19 protein-coding genes are annotated in these 21,671 nt (G+C 68.0%); all 19 read right to left on the minus strand.

The features are described 5' to 3' along the window. Positions 1-325 precede the first annotated feature (325 nt). The 19 genes from ftsZ to JNK84_RS08710 all read right to left on the minus strand — a co-directional run bounded on the left by ftsZ (position 326) and on the right by JNK84_RS08710 (position 21,651). Positions 326-1,987, minus strand: coding sequence for a cell division protein FtsZ (ftsZ, locus tag JNK84_RS08620; protein WP_293422896.1), 1,662 nt, complete (start codon positions 1,985-1,987; stop codon positions 326-328). A gap of 127 nt (positions 1,988-2,114) precedes the next feature. Further along, positions 2,115-3,404 (minus strand): cell division protein FtsA, encoded by a 1,290-nt coding sequence (ftsA, locus tag JNK84_RS08625; protein ID WP_293423542.1) that lies wholly within the window; start codon positions 3,402-3,404, stop codon positions 2,115-2,117. Positions 3,405-3,436: 32 nt separating this feature from the next. Then, entirely contained in the window at positions 3,437-4,459 is a 1,023-nt protein-coding gene (locus JNK84_RS08630; RefSeq protein ID WP_293422899.1) for a cell division protein FtsQ/DivIB, read from the minus strand. Further along, positions 4,426-5,349: a D-alanine--D-alanine ligase gene (locus JNK84_RS08635; protein ID WP_293422902.1), complete on the minus strand. Its 924-nt coding sequence runs from the start codon at positions 5,347-5,349 to the stop codon at positions 4,426-4,428. The genes JNK84_RS08630 and JNK84_RS08635 overlap by 34 nt, the downstream gene beginning before the upstream one ends. Positions 5,350-5,364: 15 nt before the next feature. Continuing rightward, entirely contained in the window at positions 5,365-6,288 is a 924-nt protein-coding gene (gene murB, locus JNK84_RS08640) for a UDP-N-acetylmuramate dehydrogenase (RefSeq protein WP_293422905.1), read from the minus strand. A gap of 2 nt (positions 6,289-6,290) precedes the next feature. Further along, positions 6,291-6,710: a PaaI family thioesterase gene (locus JNK84_RS08645; RefSeq protein ID WP_293422907.1), complete on the minus strand. Its 420-nt coding sequence runs from the start codon at positions 6,708-6,710 to the stop codon at positions 6,291-6,293. 6 nt (positions 6,711-6,716) lie between these two features. After that, on the minus strand, positions 6,717-8,126 hold the full coding sequence (gene murC / locus JNK84_RS08650; RefSeq protein ID WP_293422909.1) for a UDP-N-acetylmuramate--L-alanine ligase: 1,410 nt from the start codon (positions 8,124-8,126) through the stop codon (positions 6,717-6,719). After that, positions 8,123-9,241 (minus strand): undecaprenyldiphospho-muramoylpentapeptide beta-N-acetylglucosaminyltransferase, encoded by a 1,119-nt coding sequence (gene murG, locus JNK84_RS08655; protein WP_293422912.1) that lies wholly within the window; start codon positions 9,239-9,241, stop codon positions 8,123-8,125. Before murG ends, murC begins: the two co-directional genes overlap by 4 nt. A gap of 1 nt (position 9,242) precedes the next feature. After that, positions 9,243-10,391 (minus strand): putative lipid II flippase FtsW, encoded by a 1,149-nt coding sequence (gene ftsW, locus JNK84_RS08660; protein WP_293422915.1) that lies wholly within the window; start codon positions 10,389-10,391, stop codon positions 9,243-9,245. A gap of 101 nt (positions 10,392-10,492) precedes the next feature. After that, positions 10,493-11,251, minus strand: coding sequence for a sulfite exporter TauE/SafE family protein (locus tag JNK84_RS08665; protein ID WP_293422918.1), 759 nt, complete (start codon positions 11,249-11,251; stop codon positions 10,493-10,495). A 76-nt stretch (positions 11,252-11,327) separates the two neighbouring features. Continuing rightward, positions 11,328-12,017 (minus strand): AraC family transcriptional regulator, encoded by a 690-nt coding sequence (locus JNK84_RS08670; RefSeq protein WP_293422921.1) that lies wholly within the window; start codon positions 12,015-12,017, stop codon positions 11,328-11,330. Positions 12,018-12,020: 3 nt separating this feature from the next. Continuing rightward, positions 12,021-13,415, minus strand: coding sequence for a UDP-N-acetylmuramoyl-L-alanine--D-glutamate ligase (gene murD / locus JNK84_RS08675; RefSeq protein WP_293422923.1), 1,395 nt, complete (start codon positions 13,413-13,415; stop codon positions 12,021-12,023). A gap of 1 nt (position 13,416) precedes the next feature. Beyond that, positions 13,417-14,499: a phospho-N-acetylmuramoyl-pentapeptide-transferase gene (gene mraY / locus JNK84_RS08680; RefSeq protein ID WP_293422926.1), complete on the minus strand. Its 1,083-nt coding sequence runs from the start codon at positions 14,497-14,499 to the stop codon at positions 13,417-13,419. Positions 14,500-14,614: 115 nt separating this feature from the next. Next, on the minus strand, positions 14,615-16,054 hold the full coding sequence (locus JNK84_RS08685) for a UDP-N-acetylmuramoylalanyl-D-glutamyl-2,6-diaminopimelate--D-alanyl-D-alanine ligase (protein ID WP_293422929.1): 1,440 nt from the start codon (positions 16,052-16,054) through the stop codon (positions 14,615-14,617). Further along, positions 16,051-17,535, minus strand: a complete 1,485-nt coding sequence (locus JNK84_RS08690) for a UDP-N-acetylmuramoyl-L-alanyl-D-glutamate--2,6-diaminopimelate ligase (RefSeq protein ID WP_293422932.1) — start codon at positions 17,533-17,535, stop codon at positions 16,051-16,053. Before JNK84_RS08690 ends, JNK84_RS08685 begins: the two co-directional genes overlap by 4 nt. A gap of 102 nt (positions 17,536-17,637) precedes the next feature. Continuing rightward, on the minus strand, positions 17,638-19,383 hold the full coding sequence (locus tag JNK84_RS08695; RefSeq protein ID WP_293422934.1) for a peptidoglycan D,D-transpeptidase FtsI family protein: 1,746 nt from the start codon (positions 19,381-19,383) through the stop codon (positions 17,638-17,640). Then, positions 19,383-19,796: a cell division protein FtsL gene (gene ftsL, locus JNK84_RS08700; protein WP_441343215.1), complete on the minus strand. Its 414-nt coding sequence runs from the start codon at positions 19,794-19,796 to the stop codon at positions 19,383-19,385. The genes JNK84_RS08695 and ftsL overlap by 1 nt, the downstream gene beginning before the upstream one ends. Then, positions 19,793-20,770: a 16S rRNA (cytosine(1402)-N(4))-methyltransferase RsmH gene (gene rsmH / locus JNK84_RS08705; protein ID WP_293422936.1), complete on the minus strand. Its 978-nt coding sequence runs from the start codon at positions 20,768-20,770 to the stop codon at positions 19,793-19,795. The genes ftsL and rsmH overlap by 4 nt, the downstream gene beginning before the upstream one ends. 257 nt (positions 20,771-21,027) lie before the next feature. Then, positions 21,028-21,651, minus strand: a complete 624-nt coding sequence (locus JNK84_RS08710) for an HdeD family acid-resistance protein (RefSeq protein ID WP_293422939.1) — start codon at positions 21,649-21,651, stop codon at positions 21,028-21,030. Positions 21,652-21,671 lie beyond the last annotated feature (20 nt).

Consider the following 21,671-nt stretch of genomic DNA (forward strand, 5'->3'; position numbering starts at 1 on the left):
TGCTGGACGCTTCGACCCGATGACCCCAACATGACCTCGTCGATCCGGCTCCGATATCCGTTACCCGGCTCGGATCTTGCTGCGGCGCAACCGAATCGCCACGAAGATTCGTTCTGGATCGACGGCGCGGAACATAGACAGGCCCGTCATGAGGGCCAAGTCACGCTTTGTGTCCGACTGTTACCAAAATTCGGTCGCATTTCCGCGAAGCCGTTAAGAGGATAAAAAGGGCGTGTTAACAAAAACTTACCCGGGCGCACCGCACCCGGGTAATGTGACCGCCTGCAAGATTCTGCAACAATCGGACAGAGCGCCCGCCGCGGCTTCAGTTCGCCTGACGGCGGAGGAAGGCCGGAATGTCCAGATGGTCGTCCTCGGAGCGCGGCTGCTGCGCTGCGGGACGGCCGTGAATGTCGAGCCCGGCGGGCTCCCGGCGCATCTGCGGAGCGGGGGCGGGAGCACGCACCGGCGCGGGCGCGCGGGCGGGCTGCACCGGCTGGACCGCGCGCGGCATGGGAGCCGGCGCCGGCTCGGCATCCGCCTTGCGGGTGAAGCCGATCGACTGAAGCTTCTCCATCAGCGAGGTGCGCTTCTTCTCCACCGGATTGTCGACGGCGCGCTGCTGGACGACCGGCTCGGCGCGGATCTGGTCGCGCACGACGCGCGGCAACTCCTCGGCCGTCGGCATTCGGACGGGACGCATCGGCTTCTCGGCCGCCGGCGGAATGAAGTCGCGGGCCGGCAGCGGCTCGTCGCGCGGCGGCATCAGCGGAGCATCGAGCTCGACCGGGGCCTCGCGGAACAGAGCGGGCTTGGCGGCGACCGGCTGAAGCACGACCTCGGCCTCGGTGACGACCGGCGCGGGGGCAAGAGCCTCCATGACCGGGGCCGGCTCGGCGGCGCGGGTCTCGATCACCGGCGCGGCGGCCGGAGCCGGCTGCGCCATCTGACCGATGCGCTGGGCGCTCTGTTTCAGGCGGGCGGTCATCTCGGCGATGGTCGGCTGGGCGGCCTGCTGAGCGGCGAGATCGATGCCGGTGGCAACGACCGAGACGCGGATCGTGCCGTCGAGAGCGCCGTCGAAGGTGGCGCCCAGGATGATATTGGCCTCCGGGTCGACTTCCTCGCGGATGCGGGTCGCCGCCTCGTCGACCTCGAAGAGGGTGAGGTCGTTGCCGCCGGTGATCGAGATGAGGAGGCCGCGCGCGCCCTTCATCGAGGTCTCGTCGAGCAGCGGATTGGCGATGGCGGCCTCGGCGGCGGTGATCGCCCGGCGCTCGCCGGTCGCCTCGCCGGTGCCCATCATGGCCTTGCCCATGTCGCGCATGACGGCGCGCACGTCAGCGAAGTCCAGATTGATCAGGCCTTCCTTGACCATCAGGTCGGTGATGCAGGCAACGCCCGAATAGAGCACCTGGTCGGCCATGGCGAAGGCGTCGGTGAAGGTGGTCTTCTCGTTCGCCACCCGGAACAGGTTCTGGTTCGGGATGACGATGAGCGTGTCGACCGACTTCTGCAGCTCGATGATGCCCGAATCCGCCGTCTTCATGCGGCGCACGCCCTCGAAGTGGAAGGGCTTGGTGACGACGCCGACGGTGAGGATGCCGAGCTCGCGGGCGACGCGGGCGATGACCGGGGCAGCGCCCGTGCCGGTGCCGCCGCCCATGCCGGCGGTGATGAAGGCCATGTGCGAGCCGGTGAGCTGGTCACGAATCTCGTCGATGACCTCCTCGGCCGCTGCGGCGCCGACTTCCGGGTGCGAACCGGCGCCGAGACCCGAGGTGACCTGCAGGCCCATCTGGATGATCCGCTCGGCCTTGGCCGAGGACAGCGCCTGCGCGTCGGTGTTGGCCACGACGAAGTCGCAGCCCTGAAGGCCGCCCTCGATCATGTTGTTGACGGCATTGCCGCCAGCGCCGCCGACGCCGAACACGGTGATCCGGGGCTTCAGTTCCCGAATGTCGGGCATCTTCAGGTTGATGGTCATTGGGAGCCTCGTTCGAATCACTCGCGCGACAGCCACGTCGCTTGTCTAACTCAGGTTGCGCAACCGGTGGCACCGGCCTTGCCATTTTTTTCGTCCGGGCCGCCAAGGAGTGCGGACCGGACGCATGTCAGAAACTGTCCCGTATCCATCGGCCGACACGGTTGAAGTAGCCGTCCGTGCCGGTGGCGGCGAAGAAGCGCCGCTGCGGCTCGAAATGCTCCATGCCCGCGATCTGCGGATAGACGGTTAGGCCGACGGGAGCCGCGAAGGGCGGGCCCTTGGCGCTGTCGGGAAGGCCGGTGATGCCGACCGGGCGCGCGACCCGCACCTGCCGGCCGAAGACCTGGGCGGCGAGATCGGCGAGGCCCGGCAGCTGCGCGCCGCCGCCGGTCAGCACGACGCGGCGGCCGGCCTCGGCCGCGGCGCCCGCCGCAGTCAGCCGATCGCGGACCATTTCGAGAATCTCGTCGATGCGCGGGCGGATGATGCGGATCACCTGCGCGCGGCTGACGGAGTGGGGGATGTCGCGGTCGTCCTCGGAGATGGACGGCACGGTGATGATGTCGCGCTCGTCGGACTTGGCGGCGAAACAGGCGCCGTTCAGCACCTTGATCCGCTCGGCATCCGACAGTCGGGTCGAGAGACCGCGCGCGAGGTCCATCGTGACATGATGCGAGCCGACCGCGACCGCGTCGGCATGGACGAAATGGCCGCCAGCGAAAACCGACAGCGTCGTGGTGCCCGCGCCCATGTCGAGACAGACGGTGCCCAGCTCGGCCTCGTCGTCGGTGAGTACCGACAGACCCGAAGCGAGCGGAGCGGCGACCAGAGCCTCGACGGTGAGATGGCAGCGCTCGACGCAGAGCATCAGGTTGCGCGCTGTCGCCATGTCGCAGGTGACGACATGCATGTCGACGCCGAGCGAGGAGCCGAGCATGCCGCGCGGGTCCTTGATGCCGCGGGTATCGTCGAGGCGGAACCCGATGGGCATGGAGTGCAGCACCGCCCTGCCCTGCCGGATCGAATGATCGGAGGCGGCCTGAAGCACACGGTGCAGGTCATGATCCTGCACGCGGGGCGCCTGGCAGGTGACGCGCGCCTCGTACTGTTCCGAACCGAGCCGGCCGGCGGAGACCGTGACCACCACCCGGTCGACCTGGACCTCGGCCATGCGCTCGGCGGCGTCCACCGCCTGCCGGATGGAAGCCTCGGCCTTGGCCATGTCGGCGACGGAGCCAGCCTTCATGCCGCGGGCGCGGGTGTGGCCGATGCCGAGGATCTCCGCCTTGTGCGTGCGGTTCGGCAGGATGTCCGAACCCTCGCGCGGGCGCAGCTTGACGATCATGCAGACGATCTTGGACGTGCCGATGTCGAGCACGCACATGATGGCGGAGCGCTTCGGGGACACCGGCCGCATCCGCGGCGTCAGGCCATGACGGAAGGGGCTCGTCATGTGCGCTGACCCTGTGCTGCGCGGCGGCGGGCCCGCTCGCGGTCTCGTTCACGCAGCGCCGCCTCGTGCGCCTTCATGGCATCTTCGGACAGGCGCACCGTGACGCGATCCGGCACGCGCATGTCGATGGAAGCGACATCGCGGCTCATCAGCCGGCGCTCGGCGTCGAGCCGGGCGAGATCGGTCATGGCACGGTCCATGTTCTCGTCGGGAAGACGCACGTCGATGCCGTTCTTCAGGACGAGGTTCCAGCGCCGCTCCGCCACCAGGACGGCGGCGCGGACCGACTGGGCGACGTGGGGATGATCGCCGAGCAGACCGACGATCTCGCGGGCGCGCGCCTCCGCGCCCTTGCCGACCAGCAGCGGCAGGGTCTGGAAGCGCGAATCGAGGTGGTCGAGGATGACCGTGCCGTCGGCGGCGATGACGTGGATGCGGCCTTCGCGCTGCCACAGCGCGAATGGCTCGCGCTCGGTGATCGAGACGAGGAGCTGGTCGGGGTAGAGTTTCTGGATCGTCGCATCGGCGATCCAGGCATTGGCCTTGAGGCGCGCGCGGGCCTGATCCGGATCGAAGAACAGGACCGACGACGACGGCGTGATGCCGGCGACGTCGAGAATCTGGTCATGGCTCATCTGGCGGTTGCCGGTGAGCTTCACGCCACGCACCTGCATGCCGGCGGCATTGGCCATTGAATCGCCGACACCGATCAGGAAGCCGTTGACGGCCGGCCAGTGGCCGCCGCGCTGCACGCCGTAGAGGCCGGTCGCCGCGAACAGCGCGAGCGAGGCGAAGAGGCCGGCGCGCCGGGGTATGTGCATGTTGGCGATGCGGATCGAGACGCGGCGCATGAACAGCGACAGCCCGCCGGGGCGGGCAAAGGGGTCGCGCTCGCCGGCCGCATGCCGCTCCCGCAGCTCGCGGGCACGAAGCCTGCCGCCGGCAGCCGCGAACGCATCCGCCCCGGCCCCGGAGAGCCTGGCGATCAGCGATCGAGAGAAGCGTCCTGCACCATCCATTCGACCAGCTCGGCGAACGATATTCCTTCGTGAGCGGCCATATCGGGGACGAGCGAAGTCCCGGTCATCCCGGGCTGCGTGTTGACTTCGAGACAGACGAGCGCCCCGGTTCCCCCGGGCGTATCGTCGTATCGGAAGTCCGCACGGCTGACCCCTTTACAGCCGAGCGCCTGATGCGCTGCGAGGGACAGTCTTTGGACCTCAGAGTAAATATTTGGTTTAAGCGGCGCTGGAATCAGGTGCTGGGAGCCTCCCGGCGCATATTTCGCGTCATAGTCGTAGAAGGTCCCGGCATACGTGATCTCGACGACGCCGAGAGCGCGGTCGCCCATGACGGCGCAGGTCAGCTCCTTGCCGGCGATGAAGGGCTCGACGAGAACCGTTTCGCCGAGGCTCCAGTCGGCGGAATGGAGCTCCTGCGGCGGGTGGTCGTGCTCCTTCGTGACGATGAACACGCCGAGGGAGGAGCCGTCGGTATTCGGCTTGATCACATAGGGACGCGGCAGAAGATGCTCGCGGGCCGCCTCGCGGCGGGAGACGATCAGACCGCCGGGAACCGGCACGCCGGCGCCGGCCATGATCTTCTTGGCCATGGCCTTGTCCATGGCGAGCGCCGAGGCCATGACGCCCGAATGCGTATAGGGGATCGCCATGACCTCGAGGATGCCGGCGAGAGTGCCGTCCTCGCCCGGCCGGCCATGCGTGACGTTCAGCGCCACGTCGGGTTTCAGTTCGGCGAGCTTCTGCGCGACGTCGCGGCCGACATCGACGCGCGAGACCCTGTAGCCGAGCGATTCCAGCGCGTCCGCGCAGGCCCGGCCCGAATTGAGCGATACTTCGCGTTCGGCGGACCAGCCGCCATAGAGGACGGCGACATGCGGTTTGGTCATCGGATGATCCTTCCGTCAGGCCAGCGGCACGCCGACCCGCTTGATTTCCCACTGAAGCTCGACGCCGGACATGTCCAGCACGCGCCGGCGCACCTCCTCGCCCAGCCGCTCGATGTCGGTGGAGGTCGCCTCGGGCGAGGCGATGAGGAAATTGGTGTGCAGTTCGGAGACCTGCGCGCCGCCGATCCTCAGGCCACGGCAGCCGGCCGCATCGACCAGCTTCCAGGCTGAATGCCCCTCCGGATTCTTGAAGGTTGAGCCGCCGGTGCGGGTATTGACCGGCTGGGTGGCCGAGCGCTGCCGGGTGATCTCGTCCATGGCGGCGAGCAGTTCGCCGGGATTGCCGGGCGTGCCACGGAACAGGGCCGAGACGAAGATCGCGTCATCAGGCGCGCCGGACTTGCGATAGGCGAACTTCATGGCGGCATGATCGTAGGTCTCGGTGTGGCCATCGCGACGGATGGCGCGGGCCTCGACGAGAATGTCCGTGACTTCGCCGCCATAGGCGCCGCCATTCATGCGCAGCGCCCCGCCGATGGCGCCGGGAATGCCGCGCAGGAAGGTGAAGCCGGCAATGCCCGCCTCCGCCGCCGCGCGTGCAACCTTGACGTCAGGCGCGCCGGCGCCCGCACGCACAAGGTGGTCATTCAGCACTTCCGTTTCGGCGAACGGCTTTGACAGTTTGATAACCACGCCGGGGACACCGCCGTCGCGTACCAGAAGGTTCGAGCCAAGGCCGACCGGCATGACCGGCCAGTCCGGCGGGATGTGGCGAAGGAACTCGATGAGGTCGATCTCGCCCGCCGGCTCGAACAGGAGCTGCGCCGGCCCGCCGGTGCGGAACCAGGAGAAGGGCTTCATCGAGGCATTGGCCGTCACCGCGCCCTGCAGGCCGGGGACCAGCGCGCGGACGACGGGCGTGAGATCCTCGAAGGCCATGCTCAGCTCTTCTCGCCGTCGATGCGCGCAATAGTCCCCTGCGCAATGGCGACGACGGTCTCGCCATCGCCGGAGACCGTCACGATTTCGCAGGTGCAAGCGGCGAGGCGCTTGCCGCCGGACGCGACTTTCGCGCGCGCCACCAACCGCTCACCCTTGGCCGGGCGCAGGTAATTGATCTTGAACTCGGCGGTCAGGCAATCGCCCAGCATGGAGCCGCCCGCATAGGTCAAGGCATTGTCGGCGAGGTAGGCCAGTACACCACCATGGACGAAACCATGCTGCTGGCGATGATGGTCGGCGATGACGAGCGAAATCTCGGCGCGCCCCGGCTCGAAGACGTCGAGCTCCGCGCCGATCAGCCGGCTGAATGGCTGGCTGTCGAGGACCGAGCGCCCGAAGCCCAGCATGTCGCTCGTCACGCGCCGTTACTCCTTCGCCAGCTTCTCAAGCTCGCCCGGCAGGGCATAGGCCCACTGGGTAATGTTGCCGGCGCCGAGGCAGATGACGTAATCGCCGGGCTTCGCCACGCCCGCGACGAGGCTTGCGAGCTGCGCCGGGCTCTCCATGGCGACCACGGACTTGTGCCCGCGCGTCTTGAGGCCCGAGACGAGGTCGTCGCGGCTCGCGCCGGGGATCGGCTGCTCGCCGGCCGCATAGACATCCGCCACGATGACGTGATCGGCGTCGTTGAAGCAGGTGCAGAACTCGTTGAACAGCGAGGCGAGGCGCGTGTAGCGATGCGGCTGCACGACGGCGATCACCTGTTTGTCGGTGGAGGCGCGCGCGGCCTTCAGAACCGCTGTTATCTCGACGGGGTGGTGGCCGTAATCGTCGAAGATCAGCGCGCCATTCCACTCGCCGGTCCTGGTGAAGCGGCGCTTGACGCCGCCGAAGCCGGCCAGCGCCTTCCTGATCTGCGGCGCGGCCATGCCGAGCTCGCGCGCGACCGCGATGGCGGAGGTGGCATTCAGCGCATTGTGCCGGCCGGGCATGGGCAGGACGAGATCCTCGATCTCCTCGGTTACCGCACCGGTGCGATCGCGGAACTGCACCTTGAAGCGGCACTGGCCGCCGGTCAGGTCGATGTCGAGGATGCGCACGTCGGCCTGCGGGTTCTCGCCATAAGTAATGACGCGGCGGTCGGCGATGGAGCCGACCATGTCCTGCACGACGGGATGGTCGATGCACATGACGCCGAAGCCGTAGAAGGGCAGGTTCTCGATGAAGTCGCGGAACGCCTTCTTCACCGCGTCGAAATTGCCGTAATGGTCGAGGTGCTCGGGATCGATATTGGTGACGATGGCAACATCGGCCGGCAGTTTCAGGAATGAGCCGTCGCTTTCATCTGCCTCCACCACCATCCAGTTGCCGGCGCCGAGGCGGGCATTGGTGCCGAGCGCGTTGATGATGCCGCCATTGACGATGGTCGGGTCGAAGCCGCCGGCATCGAGAAGCGTCGAGACCATGGAGGTGGTTGTGGTCTTGCCGTGCGTGCCGGCGATGGCAACACAGGATTTCAGCCGCATCAGCTCGGCCAGCATCTCGGCGCGGCGCACGACGGGAATGCGCCTCTCGCGCGCGGCGACAAGTTCAGGATTGTCCTTCCTGATGGCGGTCGAGACCACCACGACCTCGGCCTCGCCGAGATTTTCCGAGGCATGACCGATGGAGACCGTCGCGCCGCGATCCTTCAGCCGCTTGATCGTGTAGCCCTCGGCCGCGTCCGAGCCCTGCACCTTGTAGCCGAGGTTGAGCAGAACCTCGGCGATGCCGGACATGCCGATGCCGCCGATGCCGATGAAGTGGATGGGTCCGATGTCGCGGGGCAGTTTCATGAGGCTTGTCCTGCCGGGGTGATTCCGGCGGTTTTGAGGACGAGGTCGGCCAAGCGGCCCGCGGCATCCGCATGGCCCTGCGCTTTTGCATTGGCAGCGGCCGCGGCGAGCGGCGCCGGATCGGCCAGAAGGCGGGAGAGCTCGCCTGCCAGCCAGCCGGGTGTGAAGTCGGACTGCCTGACCACGGTCGCGGCCATGGCCGAGGCGAGCGTCGCCGCGTTCATGAGCTGGTCCTGATCGAGCGCATGCGGCAGCGGCACGAGGATCGAGGGGCGGCCGATGACCGAAAGCTCCGCCACCGTCGAGGCGCCCGAGCGCGCGATGACGAGATGGGCGTTCGCCAGCCGCGCCGGCAGGTCGACGAAGAAGGGTGCGACCTCGGCGGCGACGCCAAGCCGAGCATAGGTCGCCTGAACGTCCTGCTGGTCTTCGGTCCGGGCCTGCTGGACCACGTGCAAACGGCTGCGCAGCGCCGGGTCCATCAGTTCCAATGCCGGCGGGACGATCTCGCTCATGACGCGCGCGCCCTGGCTGCCGCCGAAGACGCAGAGTCGGAAGGGTCCGCCCGGCTGCGGCGCGTCATAAGGCGTCGCCGCCGCCTCGATGACCATGGGACGCACGGGATTGCCGGTAAAGGCCGCCTTCTTCGCCAGCGCAGGATCGGAATCCAGCACACCGGGAAACGATGTCGCGATGGCCGTCACCCTGCCGGAGAGCTGGCGGTTGGCGCGGCCCATCACGGCGTTCTGGTCGTGGATGACGGTCGGCACGCCGAGCTGGGTGGCGGCGAACATCGGCGGCAGGGTCGGATAGCCGCCGAAGCCGACGACGGCGGCAGGCCTCAGCACGCGGACGATCTTGCGGGCGTGCATGTACCCGCGTCCCAGCGTGAACAGGGTCTTGGCCAGCGCCAGCGGGTTCTTCGAGCCGATGGTCGCGGATTCCACGATGTGGGTCGCACGCGCCGGGAACGCCCGGCCATATTTCTCCGCCCGCTCGTCGGTGACGAGATCGACGATGCAGCCGCGCTCGATGAGCGCCACGGTCAGCGCCTCGGCGGGAAAGAGGTGGCCGCCGGTGCCGCCGGCGCAGACCAGGATCAGGGGCTGGCTCATGTCAGGCGCGGCTCGCCTGATAGTGGCTGACCTCGGCCATGGTCTCGGCGCGCGGCCGCCGTCGCGTCAGGCCGATCAGCATGCCCATGCCGAAGGCGAGCGCGATCAGCGAGGAGCCGCCATAGGAGACGAAGGGCAGCGTCATGCCCTTCGGCGGAATGAGGTGCAGGTTGACCATCAGGTTGATGCAGCTCTGCAGGCCGAACAGCATGGCAAGGCCCGCCACCGCGAAGCGGCAGAACGGATCCTCGTCGTCATGGGCGTGTTTCAGCGAGCGCAGCACGACGAAGGCGAACAGCAGGACGATGACGAGGCACAGGATGGTGCCGAACTCCTCGGCGGCCACCGCGAAAATGAAGTCGGTATGGCTGTCCGGGATGATGCGCTTCACCGTGCCCTCGCCCGGGCCCTTGCCGAACCAGCCGCCCTGCTGGAAGGCGTCGATGGCGACATCGACCTGGAACGTGTCGGCCGTACCGGGCTCCATGAACTTGTCGATACGGCGGCGCACGTGAGGAAACGAGAAATAGGCGCCGACGAGACCCGCCGCGCCGACGCCCGCGAGGCCGAAGACCCAGAGCCAGCGCATGCCGGCCATGAAGAACAGCGCCGCCCAGACCACCGTGATCAGCGAGGTCTGGCCGACATCCGGCTGGAGCACCAGCGGCGTGACGGCCGCCGCCAGCAGCATCATGGCAAGGATGTTGGCGGGCATTTCCGGCCGCTTGGCGCTCTCCGCGAACAGCCAGGCGGACAGCACCACGAAGGCCGGCTTCATGAATTCGGACGGCTGGAGGCCGATGCCGGCGAAGTTCAGCCAGCGACGCGCGCCCTTGATCTCGGCACCGACGAACAGGGTCGCGACCACCAGCACGAGCGCGCCGAGAAAGGCGACGAGCGCCAGCCGCCTGATCCAGTAGGGCGTGAGGAAGGACGTGCCGATCAGCACGATCGTCGCGGGGATCAGGAAGAAGACCTGCCGGTTGACGAAGTGGAACGTGTCGAGGCCGATCCGGTGAGCCACGGCCGGAGACGCCGCCAGCGACAGCACGATGCCCGCGAGCATCAGGCCGAACAGGGCGGAAAGCAGCAGCCGGTCGACCGTCCACCACCATTCGCCGAAGGCCGTGCGTTCAGCCCTGGAGATCATGCGCCGTCCCCGATATCCGACCGGACTTGCCCGACTGGCGAGCGTTTGGAAGGAAATCTAAAGGCTTCCGCTCAACGCTTCGTTAACCGCGCGAAGGCGGCTCAGAACCAGTAGGAGCGGATAGCGGCAAGTGTCAGCACCACGCCGGCAAGAATCACGGCCGCCCGCACGACGGGCGCCGGCAGGAAGGGCAGGAGCCGCCCTCCCGCGATGCCGCCGATAACCGAACCCGCCAGCATCACCACTGTCGGCGGCCAGGCGATCAGGCCCTGCCAGATGAAGATTCCCACGCCCGCGACGCTGACCGCCGAGCCACAGAGGTTCTTCAGCGCATTGGCCGTGCGCGGCTGATCCCCATGGCGGACGAGAGCGATGGCGGCCATCAGCATGACGCCGAGGCCCGCACCGAAATAGCCGCCATAGGTACAGATGGCGAAGATGAGCGCCCGCCTCGGCCCGGCCGGCGCGGCGCCCCGGCCAGCCGCAAGCCTCTGTCGGATCGCCGGCCCGAAGGCGAAGATCGCCGTCGCCCCGCCGATGAGCGGCGGCACGAGCACCATGAACAGCCGCTCGGGCGTGACGAGCAGGATCACGGCACCGACCGCCCCGCCGATGAGCCCGGCGAGGACCCATTCCGTGAGCGTGCCGGTGTCGCGCGGCAGAGCTTCGCGATCCGCGACGGCGGCCGCGAGGTGACCCGGCGTGACGGCGAGCGCATTGGAGGCGTTGGCGACCACCGGCGGCAAGCCTGCCGCGAGCATGGCCGGGAAGGTGATCAGCGAAGCGCCGCCCGCAATGGCATTGACGATGCCGCCCGCGAGCCCGGCGGCGAAGAGAAGGATGACGGCAAGCGGTTCCATGGCAATGCTCCGCCGGCTTCATAGCGGGCTGGACGACGTCGCGTCTGGAACGAAAGTGACGCTGTCTCCTGCCGGTTCAGGCGATGAAGCCGCTGCGGTAGGCGGCGGGTGTGATGCCGAAGGCACGCCGGAACACGCGGCCGAGATGGCTCTGATCGGCGAAGCCCGCCGCCGCTGCGGTCTCGGCAGGCGGCACCTGCGCCCTCAGAAGCGAGCGGGCGTCATTCAGCATGGCCGCGAGGCGATAGGCATGGGGCGTGACGCCGACCGAGCGGCGGAAAGCGCGGATGTAAGTCTCGCGTGCGAGACCCTTGGCGAAAGCCGTCGCTGTCACCGAAGCGGCCGGAGATATGGAATTGATCGCCGGCCCGCCCATGCCTGTCGGCACCGCGGCGATCAATCGACGGAGAACGATCTCGGTCGGCGCCGCGCAAATGTCTTCGGGAGCGCGAAAGACGAGTGGCCTGCCGACGCCGAATGGCAGGTCACAGCGGACGTATAGATTGTGGCAATCGACGCTGCTGCTCTCCGCAGGTGATCGATGCGGCAGGCCGGGCGGCAAGATCAGCCCGCAACCGGCATCGACGACGATCAGCCCATGGGCCGTCTCGATCCGCCGCCGCCCGGAGCGGACCATCATGACCTGCGCCTCGTCGTGAAAGTGCCAGCCGAGCGCCGGCGTCGGCCCGCACTGCCAAACCGCTTGTTCGACAATGCTCGCAAGGGTGCGCCGGCCATAGCGCCAGCCCTGCCCCGCGTCGCACATGGCTCACGCCTTCTCGATACCCGGCATGGCGAGCACGAGGTCGCGGAAGGCCTTGCCGCGTATCTCGAAATTCGGGAACTGATCGTAGCTCGCGCAGGCCGGCGAGAGCAGCACGACGGGATCGGCGGCGCCGTCCGTGGCGGCATCGGCGGCGGCGGCCGCGACCGCCTTGTCCAGCGTGCCGGCAATGACGTGCGGATAGTCACCGAGCGTCGCGGCGAATTCCTCGGTCGACGATCCGATCAGGTAGGTCTTGCGGATGCGCGGGAAGAAACGGGCGAGCGAGGCGATGCCGCCCTCCTTCGGCTTGCCGCCGGCGATCCAGTAGATGTCGGAGAAGGCGGCCAGCGCCTTCTCGGTCGAGTCCGCGTTGGTGGCCTTGGAATCGTTGACGAACAGGACCCTGCCGATGCGGCCGACCTGCTCCATGCGATGCGGCAGACCGGGAAAGCTCATCATGGCGCGAACGATGTCGTCACCTGTCAGACCGAGCGCCTCGCAAGTCGCGTAGGCGGCCATGGCGTTCTGGGCATTGTGCGTGCCACGCAACGCGCCGACGCGGCCCACCGAGAAGCGATGGACGACGGCGCCGGCCTTCATGCGGACGATATCCGCGCCGTCGAGGTGGAGACCATCGGACAGCGGATTGCGGATTGATATGCGCACGACGGAGCGGCCCGCCCTTTCGGCGCGGTCGGCCATGGCCTGACTGTGGCGGTCATCGATACCGATCACCGCGGTCCCGCCCGGCTGAACGCCCGCGATCAACCGTTCCTTGACCGCGGCGTAGTCATCGAGCGTGCCGTGGCGGTCGAGATGGTCCGGCGTGACGTTGAGGCAGAGCCCGACCGAGGGGTCGATGGATGGCGTCAGGTCGATCTGGAACGAGGAACATTCGATGACGTGGAAGCGGCCCCTGGCCGGCGGTTCCAGCGACAGGATGGCCGTGCCGATATTGCCGCCCATCTGTGCGTCGCGGCCGGTCTTTTCGAGGATATGCGTGATCAGCGCCGTGGTGGTCGACTTGCCGTTGGTGCCGGTGATGGCGACGAAGGGGGCTTTCGGGGCGTTGGCGCGGCGCTCGCGGCAGAACAGTTCGATGTCCCCGACGACCTCCACGCCGTTCGCCTGAGCGAGGCCGACGCTCCAGTGCGGGGCGGGATGGGTCAGCGGCACGCCGGGAGCGAGCACCAGCGCCGCGACCGACGACCAGTCGATGCCGCGCAGGTCGGCGGTCTCGTAACCGGCGGCCGCCGCCTTCTCGAGCGAGACGGGGCTGTCGTCGAAGGCGATGACGCGCGCGCCGCCCGCCTTGAGCGCCGCGCAGGTGGCAAGGCCCGAACCGCCCAGCCCGAAGACGGCGACATTGGCGCCCTTGAACGTCGCGACCGGAACCATGTCAGCGCAGCTTCAGGGTCGAGAGGCCCGCAAGCGCGAGAACGAAGGCGATGATCCAGAAGCGCACGACGACCTGTGGCTCCGACCACCCCTTCTTCTCGAAATGGTGGTGGATCGGCGCCATGCGGAAGACGCGCTTGCCGGTCAGCTTGAACGACACGACCTGCACGATGACCGAGACGGCTTCGAGCACGAACAGGCCGCCGACGACCAGCAGCACGATCTCGTGCTTCACCGCGACCGCGATAGTGCCGATGAGGCCGCCGAGAGCGAGCGAACCGGTATCGCCCATGAAGATGTGGGCGGGCGGCGCGTTGAACCAGAGGAAGCCGAGCCCCGCCCCGATCAGCGCGCCGATGATGACGACGATCTCGCCGGTGCCGGGCACATGGGTGATCTGGAGATAGTTCGCGAAGACGGCATTGCCCGAGAGGTAGGCGATGACGCCGAAAGTGCCGGCGGCGATCATCACCGGCACGATGGCGAGACCGTCGAGACCGTCGGTGAGGTTCACCGCGTTGCCCGAACCGACGATGACCAGCGCCCCGAAGACGATCATCAGGTAGCCGATATTGATCGACAGGTCCTTGATGAAGGGAAAGAAGACCTGGGTGCCCAGCGGCTCGCGGGTGATGGACATGACCGCGGTGACGGCGAGGCCGGCGATGACGAATTCCAGCGCGAGGCGCGCCCGGCTCGAGAAGCCGGCATGGGTCTGCTTCGTCACCTTGAGGTAGTCGTCGTAGAAGCCGATGGCGCCGAAGCCGAGCATGACGAACAGCAGGATCCAGACATAGGGGCTGCGCAGGTTGGCCCAGAGCAGGGTCGAGACCATGAGGCCCGAGAGGATCATCAGACCGCCCATCGTGGGCGTGCCCTTCTTCGCCTGATGCGATTCAGGACCGTCGGCGCGGATCGGCTGGCCCTTGCCCTGTTTCAGGCGCAGCAGCTGGATCAGGCCCGGCCCGAACAGGAAGACGAAGATCAGCGCCGTGAAGATCGCCCCGCCGGTGCGGAAGGTGATGTAGCGGAAGACGTTGAGCGGGGAGAAGACGCTCGAATATTCGGCGAGGAATGCGAACATCGGTCTCAATCGTCCTTCGGGTCGTCGGTGCGCTCCCGGGCCGGCCGGGAGCCGGCCCGCCGTGCGAAAACACACGCGACAAGAAACTCTTGCCGTTTCCAGAGGTGGAAACGACCTATGCCGCGCCCTGCTGCTCGTCCGGAGCGATGGCCGGGAATTTCGCCTTCAGCGTCTCGACCAGAGGCGCCATGCGGCTGCCGCGCGAGCCCTTGACCATGACGACGTCGCCCGCCTTCAGCGCGCGGATCACCTGCGGTTCGAGCTCGGCCGCGGTGGCGGCATAGGCTCCCCGGCGGTGCGCTGGCAAGACCTTCCAGAGATTTTCCATCAGCGGACCGGAGCAGAAGACGAGATCGATACCCGCCTTATCGAGTGGCTCGGCGACCGCCGCGTGGAGCGCCGCACCCTCGCTGCCGAGCTCCAGCATGTCGCCGAGGACGGCGAGGCGACGGCCGGACGCCGCCTTTGGCGTGGTCGCGAGAACCGAGATGGCCGCGCGCAGCGAAACCGGATTGGCGTTGTAGCTCTCGTCCAGCAGCGTGAAGCTGCCGGTGCCGAGGCGACGCTGCGAACGCTCGCCGCGTCCGGCCACCGCGCGCGTCTCGCCGAGCGCCAGCGCCGCGACCGCGAGATCGACTCCCGCGAGCTTCGCCGCCGCGAGAACGGCCAGCGAGTTCATGGCGAGGTGCTTGCCGGGCGAGCCGATCTTGTAGGTGACTTCGGTGCCCATCACCCGCGCCGAGACGGTGGAGCAATTGGCGGAGAGGACGAGGCGCAGGAGCCTGACATCGGCTTCTTCGTGCTCGCCGAAGGAGACAATGGTGTCGATGCCGGCCGCGCGGGCCGCCTTCGCCAGCCGGTCGAAATGGCGGGTATCGCGCGGCAGGACGGCCGCGCCGCCATGTTCGACGCCGACGAAGATTTCCGCCTTGGCGTCGGCAATGGCCTCGATCGTACCAAGGTTCTCGATATGCACCGCCTCGATCGTGGTGATGACCGCGATGTCCGGCTTCACCATGCGCGTCAGGGGCGTGATCTCTCCGGCATGGTTCATGCCGATCTCGAAGACGCCGAACTGGCTCGCCGCCGGCATGCGCGCGAGCGTCAGCGGCACGCCGATATGGTTGTTGAAGCTCTTTGGCGGGGCATGCGTACGCCCCTCTCTCGCGAGCACGTGCGCGAGAGCCTCCTTGGTCGAGGTCTTGCCGATGGAACCGGTGACCGCGACGATCTTCGCGGCCGTGCGGGCGCGCGCGACGATACCAGCCTTTTCGAGAGCCTTGAGCGGGTCGGCCACGATCAGGTAGGCGCCAGGCGGCGCGCTCACCGCCCATTCCTCGGAGACGACGGCAACGGCCGCCCCCTTGTCGAGGGCGCTCAGCACGAAGGCATGGCCATCATGGGCATGGCCCTTGATCGCCACATAGGCCTCACCGGCTTCGAGCGTGCGGGTATCGATGGAAATGTCGGCGATGGTCGCGGCCGGCTTGCCGGTGAGGCGTCCACCCATGGCGCGCGCCAGCGCTTCGGTGGTCCAGAGAGGCTGCTGGCTCATGCGGCAGGCCCTTTCGAGGGGGAAGAGGCTGAAAAATCGCGGATCGCCTCGGCGGCGACCTCGTGATCGGAGAAGGGGAACGTCTTGGAGCCGATGATCTGGCCGGTTTCGTGGCCTTTTCCGGCGATCACCAGCAAATCGCCGGCCTCAAGGTCGCGGACGGCGGTGCGGATCGCCTCGGCGCGGTCGCCGATTTCTTCTGCGCCCCGCGCCCCGGCGAGCACTTGCGCGCGAATGGAGGCAGGGTCCTCGGAACGCGGATTATCGTCGGTGATGATGGCGCGGTCGGCCTTCTCGACGGCGATGCGGCCCATGATCGGGCGCTTGCCGGGGTCGCGGTCACCGCCGCAACCGACCACCACGACCAACTTGCGCGAAGCGAAAGGACGCGCCGCCTCCAGCACCTTTTCGAGAGCGTCGGGCTTGTGGGCATAGTCGACGACGACCGGCGCGCCATCCTTTGAGCCGACGAATTCCAGCCTCCCCTTGGCGCCTTCGAGATGTTCGAGCGCGGCGAAAGCCCGGTCCGGCGCGACGCCGCAGCCGATGGCAAGCCCCGCCGCGAGCAGGGCATTGTCGACCTGGAAACTGCCGAGCAGCGGAATGCGGACCTGCCAGTCCCGGCCGAAGGCGGCGAGGCGGACCACCTGCCCCGCTCCGTCGATCGCCTCGGAACGGATGGCGATGCCACCGACCTTGTCCTCGTCGCCACGGCCGACGGCAATGACGCGCTGTCCGCGCGCCTTGGCGGCAGCGATGAACGGGGCACCCTCCGCGCCGGCCATGATCACGGCTGTCCCGTCCGAAGGCAGCAGGTCAGTGAACAGGCGCAGCTTCGCCGCGCGATAGGCCTCGACCGTGTGGTGATAATCGAGGTGGTCGCGCGACAGGTTGGTGAAGCCTGCCGCCCTGATCCTGACACCGTCCAGCCGGTGCTGGTCGAGCCCGTGGGAGGAAGCCTCGAAGGCGACATGGGTGACGCCCTCGCCGGCCAGCGTGTCGAGCGTTGCGTGAAGCGTCACCGGGTCCGGCGTCGTCAGGCCGCCATAGACCTCGCCGGAAGGGCGCACCACGCCGACCGTGCCGATGGAGGCGGCCGGGTGGCCATCAGCCTGAAAGATCTGGCGCAGGAAGGCCGCGACGGAGGTCTTGCCGGAGGTTCCCGTAACAGCGGCTATCGTCGCCGGCTGGCGCGCGTGAAAGCGGCTGGCCGCCAGCGACAGCGTTCGCCGGGCATTGGCCACCCTGACCACCGGTACACCGGCGACCTCCGCCGGCGCATCGGCCTTGTCGGTGACGATGGCGGAGGCTCCCGCTCTCGCGGCGGCTTCGGCATAGGCCATGCCGTCCACCTTCTCGCCCTTCAGCGCGAAGAACGTCGTGTCTTCGGCAACCACGCGGCTGTCGGCGGTCAGGCCGGAAACCGGACGGCTGGCAAAAGCGGCGGGTGTTTCGTCGGCGAGGATGGTCGAAAGCTGCATGGCGGGCATTGCGAGGTGAGGCTCACTGGCATGAGCAGCAGGCACTGCGGATGCGTATTCGGACAGGCACTTCCGGCGGGCGTTGGGCGGCCTTGAGGCCGATCAGCGTCCGGGCATGCGGTAGCCGGCCTGGATCGCCTGCATGGCGGGCGGCATGTCGAAGCGCGGCTGGAGGCCGAGCAAGGGGGCGGCACGGGCGATCACCCGGCCCGCTGTCGGCGCGGCGTTGAAGCCGGCGGTGGCGAGGCCGTGCGTTTCCGGGATGCCGCGCGGCTCGTCCAGCGTGACGAGCAGGAGATAACGCGGCTGATCGGCGGGGAAGATCGCCATGAAGGAGTTGAGCAACCGGTCCTTGGCATAGCGTCCGCCGATGACCTTTTCCGCGGTGCCGGTCTTGCCGCCGACATAGAAGCCGTCGACATCGGCGCGACGGCCGGAGCCGCGCTCGGAATTGAGTCGCATCAGGAAGCGCATGGCGACCGAGGTCTCGGGCCGGATGACCTGGCGACTGGCGGCCTCCACCTGCTCCGGCGTGCGGCGCAGGAAGGTCGGCTGGATCAGCCGGCCGCCATTGATCAGCGCGGCCGTGCCCATCACCGCCTGTAGCGGGGCGACCGACAGGCCGTGACCGAAGGAGACCGTCGCCGTGGTGATGTCCGCCCAGCGGCGCGGCACCAACGGCGCGGTCGAAGGGCCGATTTCGGTGTTGACGCGGTCGAACTGACCGAGCCGGCGCAGGAAGTTGCGCTGGTGCTCGCCGCCAAGCGTCAGGGCCATGCGGCTGGTGCCGATATTGGAGGAATAGGTGAACACCTCGGGCAGGGTCAGCACGCGGCGCTGGGCGTGGAAATCCTTCACCTGATGCCGGCCGACCGACATCGGAAAGCGCGCATCCAGCGTCGAATTGATGTTGAAACGGCCGGAATCGAGCGCCATGGCGGTCGTCAGCGCCTTCATCACCGAACCCATCTCGTAGACGCCCGTCGTGATGCGGTTGGCGCGGTCGAAGCCGGCGGCGGTGGCGGGACGGTTCGGGTCGTAGTCGGGGATCGAGGCGAGGGCGACGACCTCGCCGGTATTCACGTCCAGCAGCACGCCCGACGCCGCCTTTGCCCGGAATTTCTGATGCGCCTGGATCAGCTCGTCGCGCAGGACATGCTGGATGCGCAGATCGATGGAGAGCTGCACCGGCGCCTGCGAGCGGTCGGTGACGAGGCCGGCGCGATGCAGTTCGGCGAGGCCCTGACTGTCGATGTAGCGTTCGATGCCGCCGAGGCCCTGATTGTCGACATTGACCATGCCGAGCACGTGCGACAGCGTCGAGCCGTTCGGATAGGAGCGCTTGGCCTCGCGCAGGAAGCCGACGCCGGGAATGCCGAGACGATGGATCTGGTCGCGCTGCTGCGGCGTGATTTCCCGGCGCAGCCAGACGAAGCCCTTGCCGGAGCGCAGGCGCTCGCGGACCTCGCGCTGGTCGAGATCCGGGAGAACGGCGGTCAGGAGTTCCGTCGCCTCGTCGACGTCGAAGCTGGCGACCAGCTTCTTCGGCTCGGCGAAGAGGGAGATGGTGCGCACGTCGGTCGCCAGAACCTCGCCGTTACGGTCGAGGATGTCGGGCCGCGTTGCGGAGACAGCCTCGGCGCTGCGCACGCCGGCCGCCTGGCTGCGATCATAGCGCACGACATAGAGGATCATGCTGGTCGCGATGACGGCGTAGAGCGTGCCGAAGGCCAGCATGGCGAGGCGGATGCGCGACTTGGCCTTGCGCAGGCGCCCGGATTGCGGGCCCGCCAGCACCCAGGCGAAGAACAGCCGCGCCCGCATCAGGAAGGAGAGCTTCGGCGCCATCAGCGGCCTCCTGCCGGGCGGCGCTGTGGCAGCGGCGCGCTCCCGCCGGTTGCCGGACGGACCGAGCCGGTCGCTGTCGGATCGGCCGTGCCATCCATCGCCTCCAGCATCGAGCCGATCGGGTCCGGATCGATGAACGGCTTGTCCGGCAGATTGGCGAGATCGTGCATCTGATTGATCTGCAGCGGCTTCAGGCTCAGGTGCCGCTCGGCCAGCGCCTGCAGGCGGTCGGGGCTGTTGAGATGGGCCCACTGGGCCCGCAATTCCGCAATCGCCTCGCGCTCGCGATTGATTTCGAGGCGCAGCCTGGCGACCTGTTCGGCGTGGCGCGTCGCCTCATACTTGACGCGATAAACCACCACGGCCGCCACGATCAGCGCCGCAACGACGACGATGTTGATGAAGCGCATCATCGGCGCACGCTCCTCGCAGGCGCGGCGGTTCGTTCGGCGGCGCGCAGCTTGGCCGAGCGCGCGCGCGGATTGACGGCTGCCTCGGCGGTGGAGGCTGCAACCGCCTTGCGGCCGATGAGGACGAAGGTCGGATCGGGCACCTCCGCCGCCGGCGCGTGGCGCGAGCCGCCGGCCGTCCGCGCGGAACGATCCGCCATGAACTGCTTGACGATCCGGTCTTCGAGCGAATGGAAAGTGACGACCACCAGCCGCCCGCCGGGCTTCAGGATGCGCTCGGCAGCCTCAAGCGCCGTCTCCAGCTCGCCGAGCTCGTCGTTCACCGCGATGCGCAGCGCCTGGAAGGTGCGCGTCGCGGGGTGAATGTCGCCCGGCTTGGAGCGCACGACCTTCGCGACGATCTCGGCGAGACGCTTCGTCGTGATGATCGGCGCTTCCGTCCGCTCGCGGACGATCGCCTTGGCGATGGGACGCGACAGGCGCTCCTCGCCATAGGTGTAGATGAGGTTGGCGAGCGCCGTTTCCTCGAGCCGGGCGACGAGATCCGCCGCGCTCTCGCCGGACATCGCCATGCGCATGTCGAGCGGTCCGTCGAAGCGGAAGGAGAAGCCGCGCTCGGCCTGGTCGAGCTGCATGGACGAGACGCCGATGTCGAGCACGACGCCGTCGACAGTCTCGCGGCCGTGATCATGCGCGATCTGGTCGAGCCGGGAGAACTCGCCTTCGGCAAGCATCAGCCGACCGGCGGACGAGGCCACCAGCGACGCCCCGCCGGCGATGGCGGTCGGGTCGCGGTCGATGGCGATGATATCGGCCCCGGCATCAAGAATGGCGCGGGTATAGCCGCCGGCGCCGAACGTGCCGTCGATGATCGTCTGGCCGGCCTTCGGCGCGAGGGCGGCGAGAACTTCGGCGAGCAGCACGGGAACGTGCCGGGCCTCGCCCGCCGCACCTCCGCTGATCTGTCCGCTCGCCATATGCCGCCTCTCCCGAACGGCCGTCAGAGGCCGCCGGCGGGCGCATGGGAAGCCCCGAATCGCCAGCCGCGCGAACAGATCGCGCGACGGAGGCGGCGGGACGGGCTCAGCGCTGCGAACCGGCATGGCATCACGGACGTCGTGACGATCACGCCCGCAAAGGCCGCTTCGCGAACCCGTGTCGTCAACGTCTCATTAACGCGACACGCCGTTAAGAAACGGTTTCCGTGAACGATTTGGTGACCATGAGCCGGCGGTCAGGCCGCCGGCTTCGGATGCACCCCGTCGAAGGTCGAGCGGATCGCCCGGGCGACGAAAATGTAGGTCCAGCCCTGGAAGATCAGCTCGATGGCGAGGAAGGTGCCGAGCACCCAGGTCGCAGCTTGCGGCAACTGCACCATGATGAAAATGCCCAGCAGCAGCGACAGGATGCCGGAGGCGAGCACCCAGCCCCAGACCACCAGCTCGCGCATCTGGAAGGCCATGACGATGCGCAGCGCGCCGGTCGCGACCAGCATCGCCGCGCAGAGGATGGTCAGCGCCACCACGGCCTGCAGCGGGTTGTAGAGCACCAGCGCGCCGGTCGCGATGTAGAGCGCGCCGATGACCAGCACCGCGACCCGGCTCTTCCAGCCCTCGCGCCGGAAGGCATCCGCGATCAGCACGCCGCCCGCGATCAGCATCATCGCGCCGAAGGACAGCACCGAGACGACGGTGAACAGGTTGGCCGCGACGAGCCCGAATATGCCGAGCAGGACCAGAATGATCCCCGCCCCCATCAGCCAGCCCCAGTTCTTGCGGAGCGGAACGAGATGCGAGGCCAGGGAATGGCCGGTCCTCGGCGTTGGGGGAGTGGCAGGGGCTTGCGTGGCATCACTCATGGCGGTTCCTCCGACTGTCC

Origin of the sequence: Phreatobacter sp. (assembly GCF_016793595.1) — a bacterium.
Classification (GTDB): domain Bacteria; phylum Pseudomonadota; class Alphaproteobacteria; order Rhizobiales; family Phreatobacteraceae; genus Phreatobacter.

Bases quoted from the DNA above. Each gene is read 5' to 3' on its own strand.
- ftsZ (WP_293422896.1), bottom strand. From the start codon at position 1,987: ATGACCATCAACCTGAAGATGCCCGACATTCGGGAACTGAAGCCCCGG.
- ftsA (WP_293423542.1), bottom strand. From the start codon at position 3,404: ATGCGGCCGGTGTCCCCGAAGCGCTCCGCCATCATGTGCGTGCTCGAC.
- JNK84_RS08630 (WP_293422899.1), bottom strand. From the start codon at position 4,459: ATGGATGGTGCAGGACGCTTCTCTCGATCGCTGATCGCCAGGCTCTCC.
- JNK84_RS08635 (WP_293422902.1), bottom strand. From the start codon at position 5,349: ATGACCAAACCGCATGTCGCCGTCCTCTATGGCGGCTGGTCCGCCGAA.
- murB (WP_293422905.1), bottom strand. From the start codon at position 6,288: ATGGCCTTCGAGGATCTCACGCCCGTCGTCCGCGCGCTGGTCCCCGGC.
- murC (WP_293422909.1), bottom strand. From the start codon at position 8,126: ATGAAACTGCCCCGCGACATCGGACCCATCCACTTCATCGGCATCGGC.
- murG (WP_293422912.1), bottom strand. From the start codon at position 9,241: ATGAGCCAGCCCCTGATCCTGGTCTGCGCCGGCGGCACCGGCGGCCAC.
- ftsW (WP_293422915.1), bottom strand. From the start codon at position 10,391: ATGATCTCCAGGGCTGAACGCACGGCCTTCGGCGAATGGTGGTGGACG.
- JNK84_RS08665 (WP_293422918.1), bottom strand. From the start codon at position 11,251: ATGGAACCGCTTGCCGTCATCCTTCTCTTCGCCGCCGGGCTCGCGGGC.
- JNK84_RS08670 (WP_293422921.1), bottom strand. From the start codon at position 12,017: ATGTGCGACGCGGGGCAGGGCTGGCGCTATGGCCGGCGCACCCTTGCG.
- murD (WP_293422923.1), bottom strand. From the start codon at position 13,415: ATGGTTCCGGTCGCGACGTTCAAGGGCGCCAATGTCGCCGTCTTCGGG.
- mraY (WP_293422926.1), bottom strand. From the start codon at position 14,499: ATGTTCGCATTCCTCGCCGAATATTCGAGCGTCTTCTCCCCGCTCAAC.
- JNK84_RS08685 (WP_293422929.1), bottom strand. From the start codon at position 16,054: ATGAGCCAGCAGCCTCTCTGGACCACCGAAGCGCTGGCGCGCGCCATG.
- JNK84_RS08690 (WP_293422932.1), bottom strand. From the start codon at position 17,535: ATGCAGCTTTCGACCATCCTCGCCGACGAAACACCCGCCGCTTTTGCC.
- JNK84_RS08695 (WP_293422934.1), bottom strand. From the start codon at position 19,383: ATGGCGCCGAAGCTCTCCTTCCTGATGCGGGCGCGGCTGTTCTTCGCC.
- ftsL (WP_441343215.1), bottom strand. From the start codon at position 19,796: ATGATGCGCTTCATCAACATCGTCGTCGTTGCGGCGCTGATCGTGGCG.
- rsmH (WP_293422936.1), bottom strand. From the start codon at position 20,770: ATGGCGAGCGGACAGATCAGCGGAGGTGCGGCGGGCGAGGCCCGGCAC.
- JNK84_RS08710 (WP_293422939.1), bottom strand. From the start codon at position 21,651: ATGAGTGATGCCACGCAAGCCCCTGCCACTCCCCCAACGCCGAGGACC.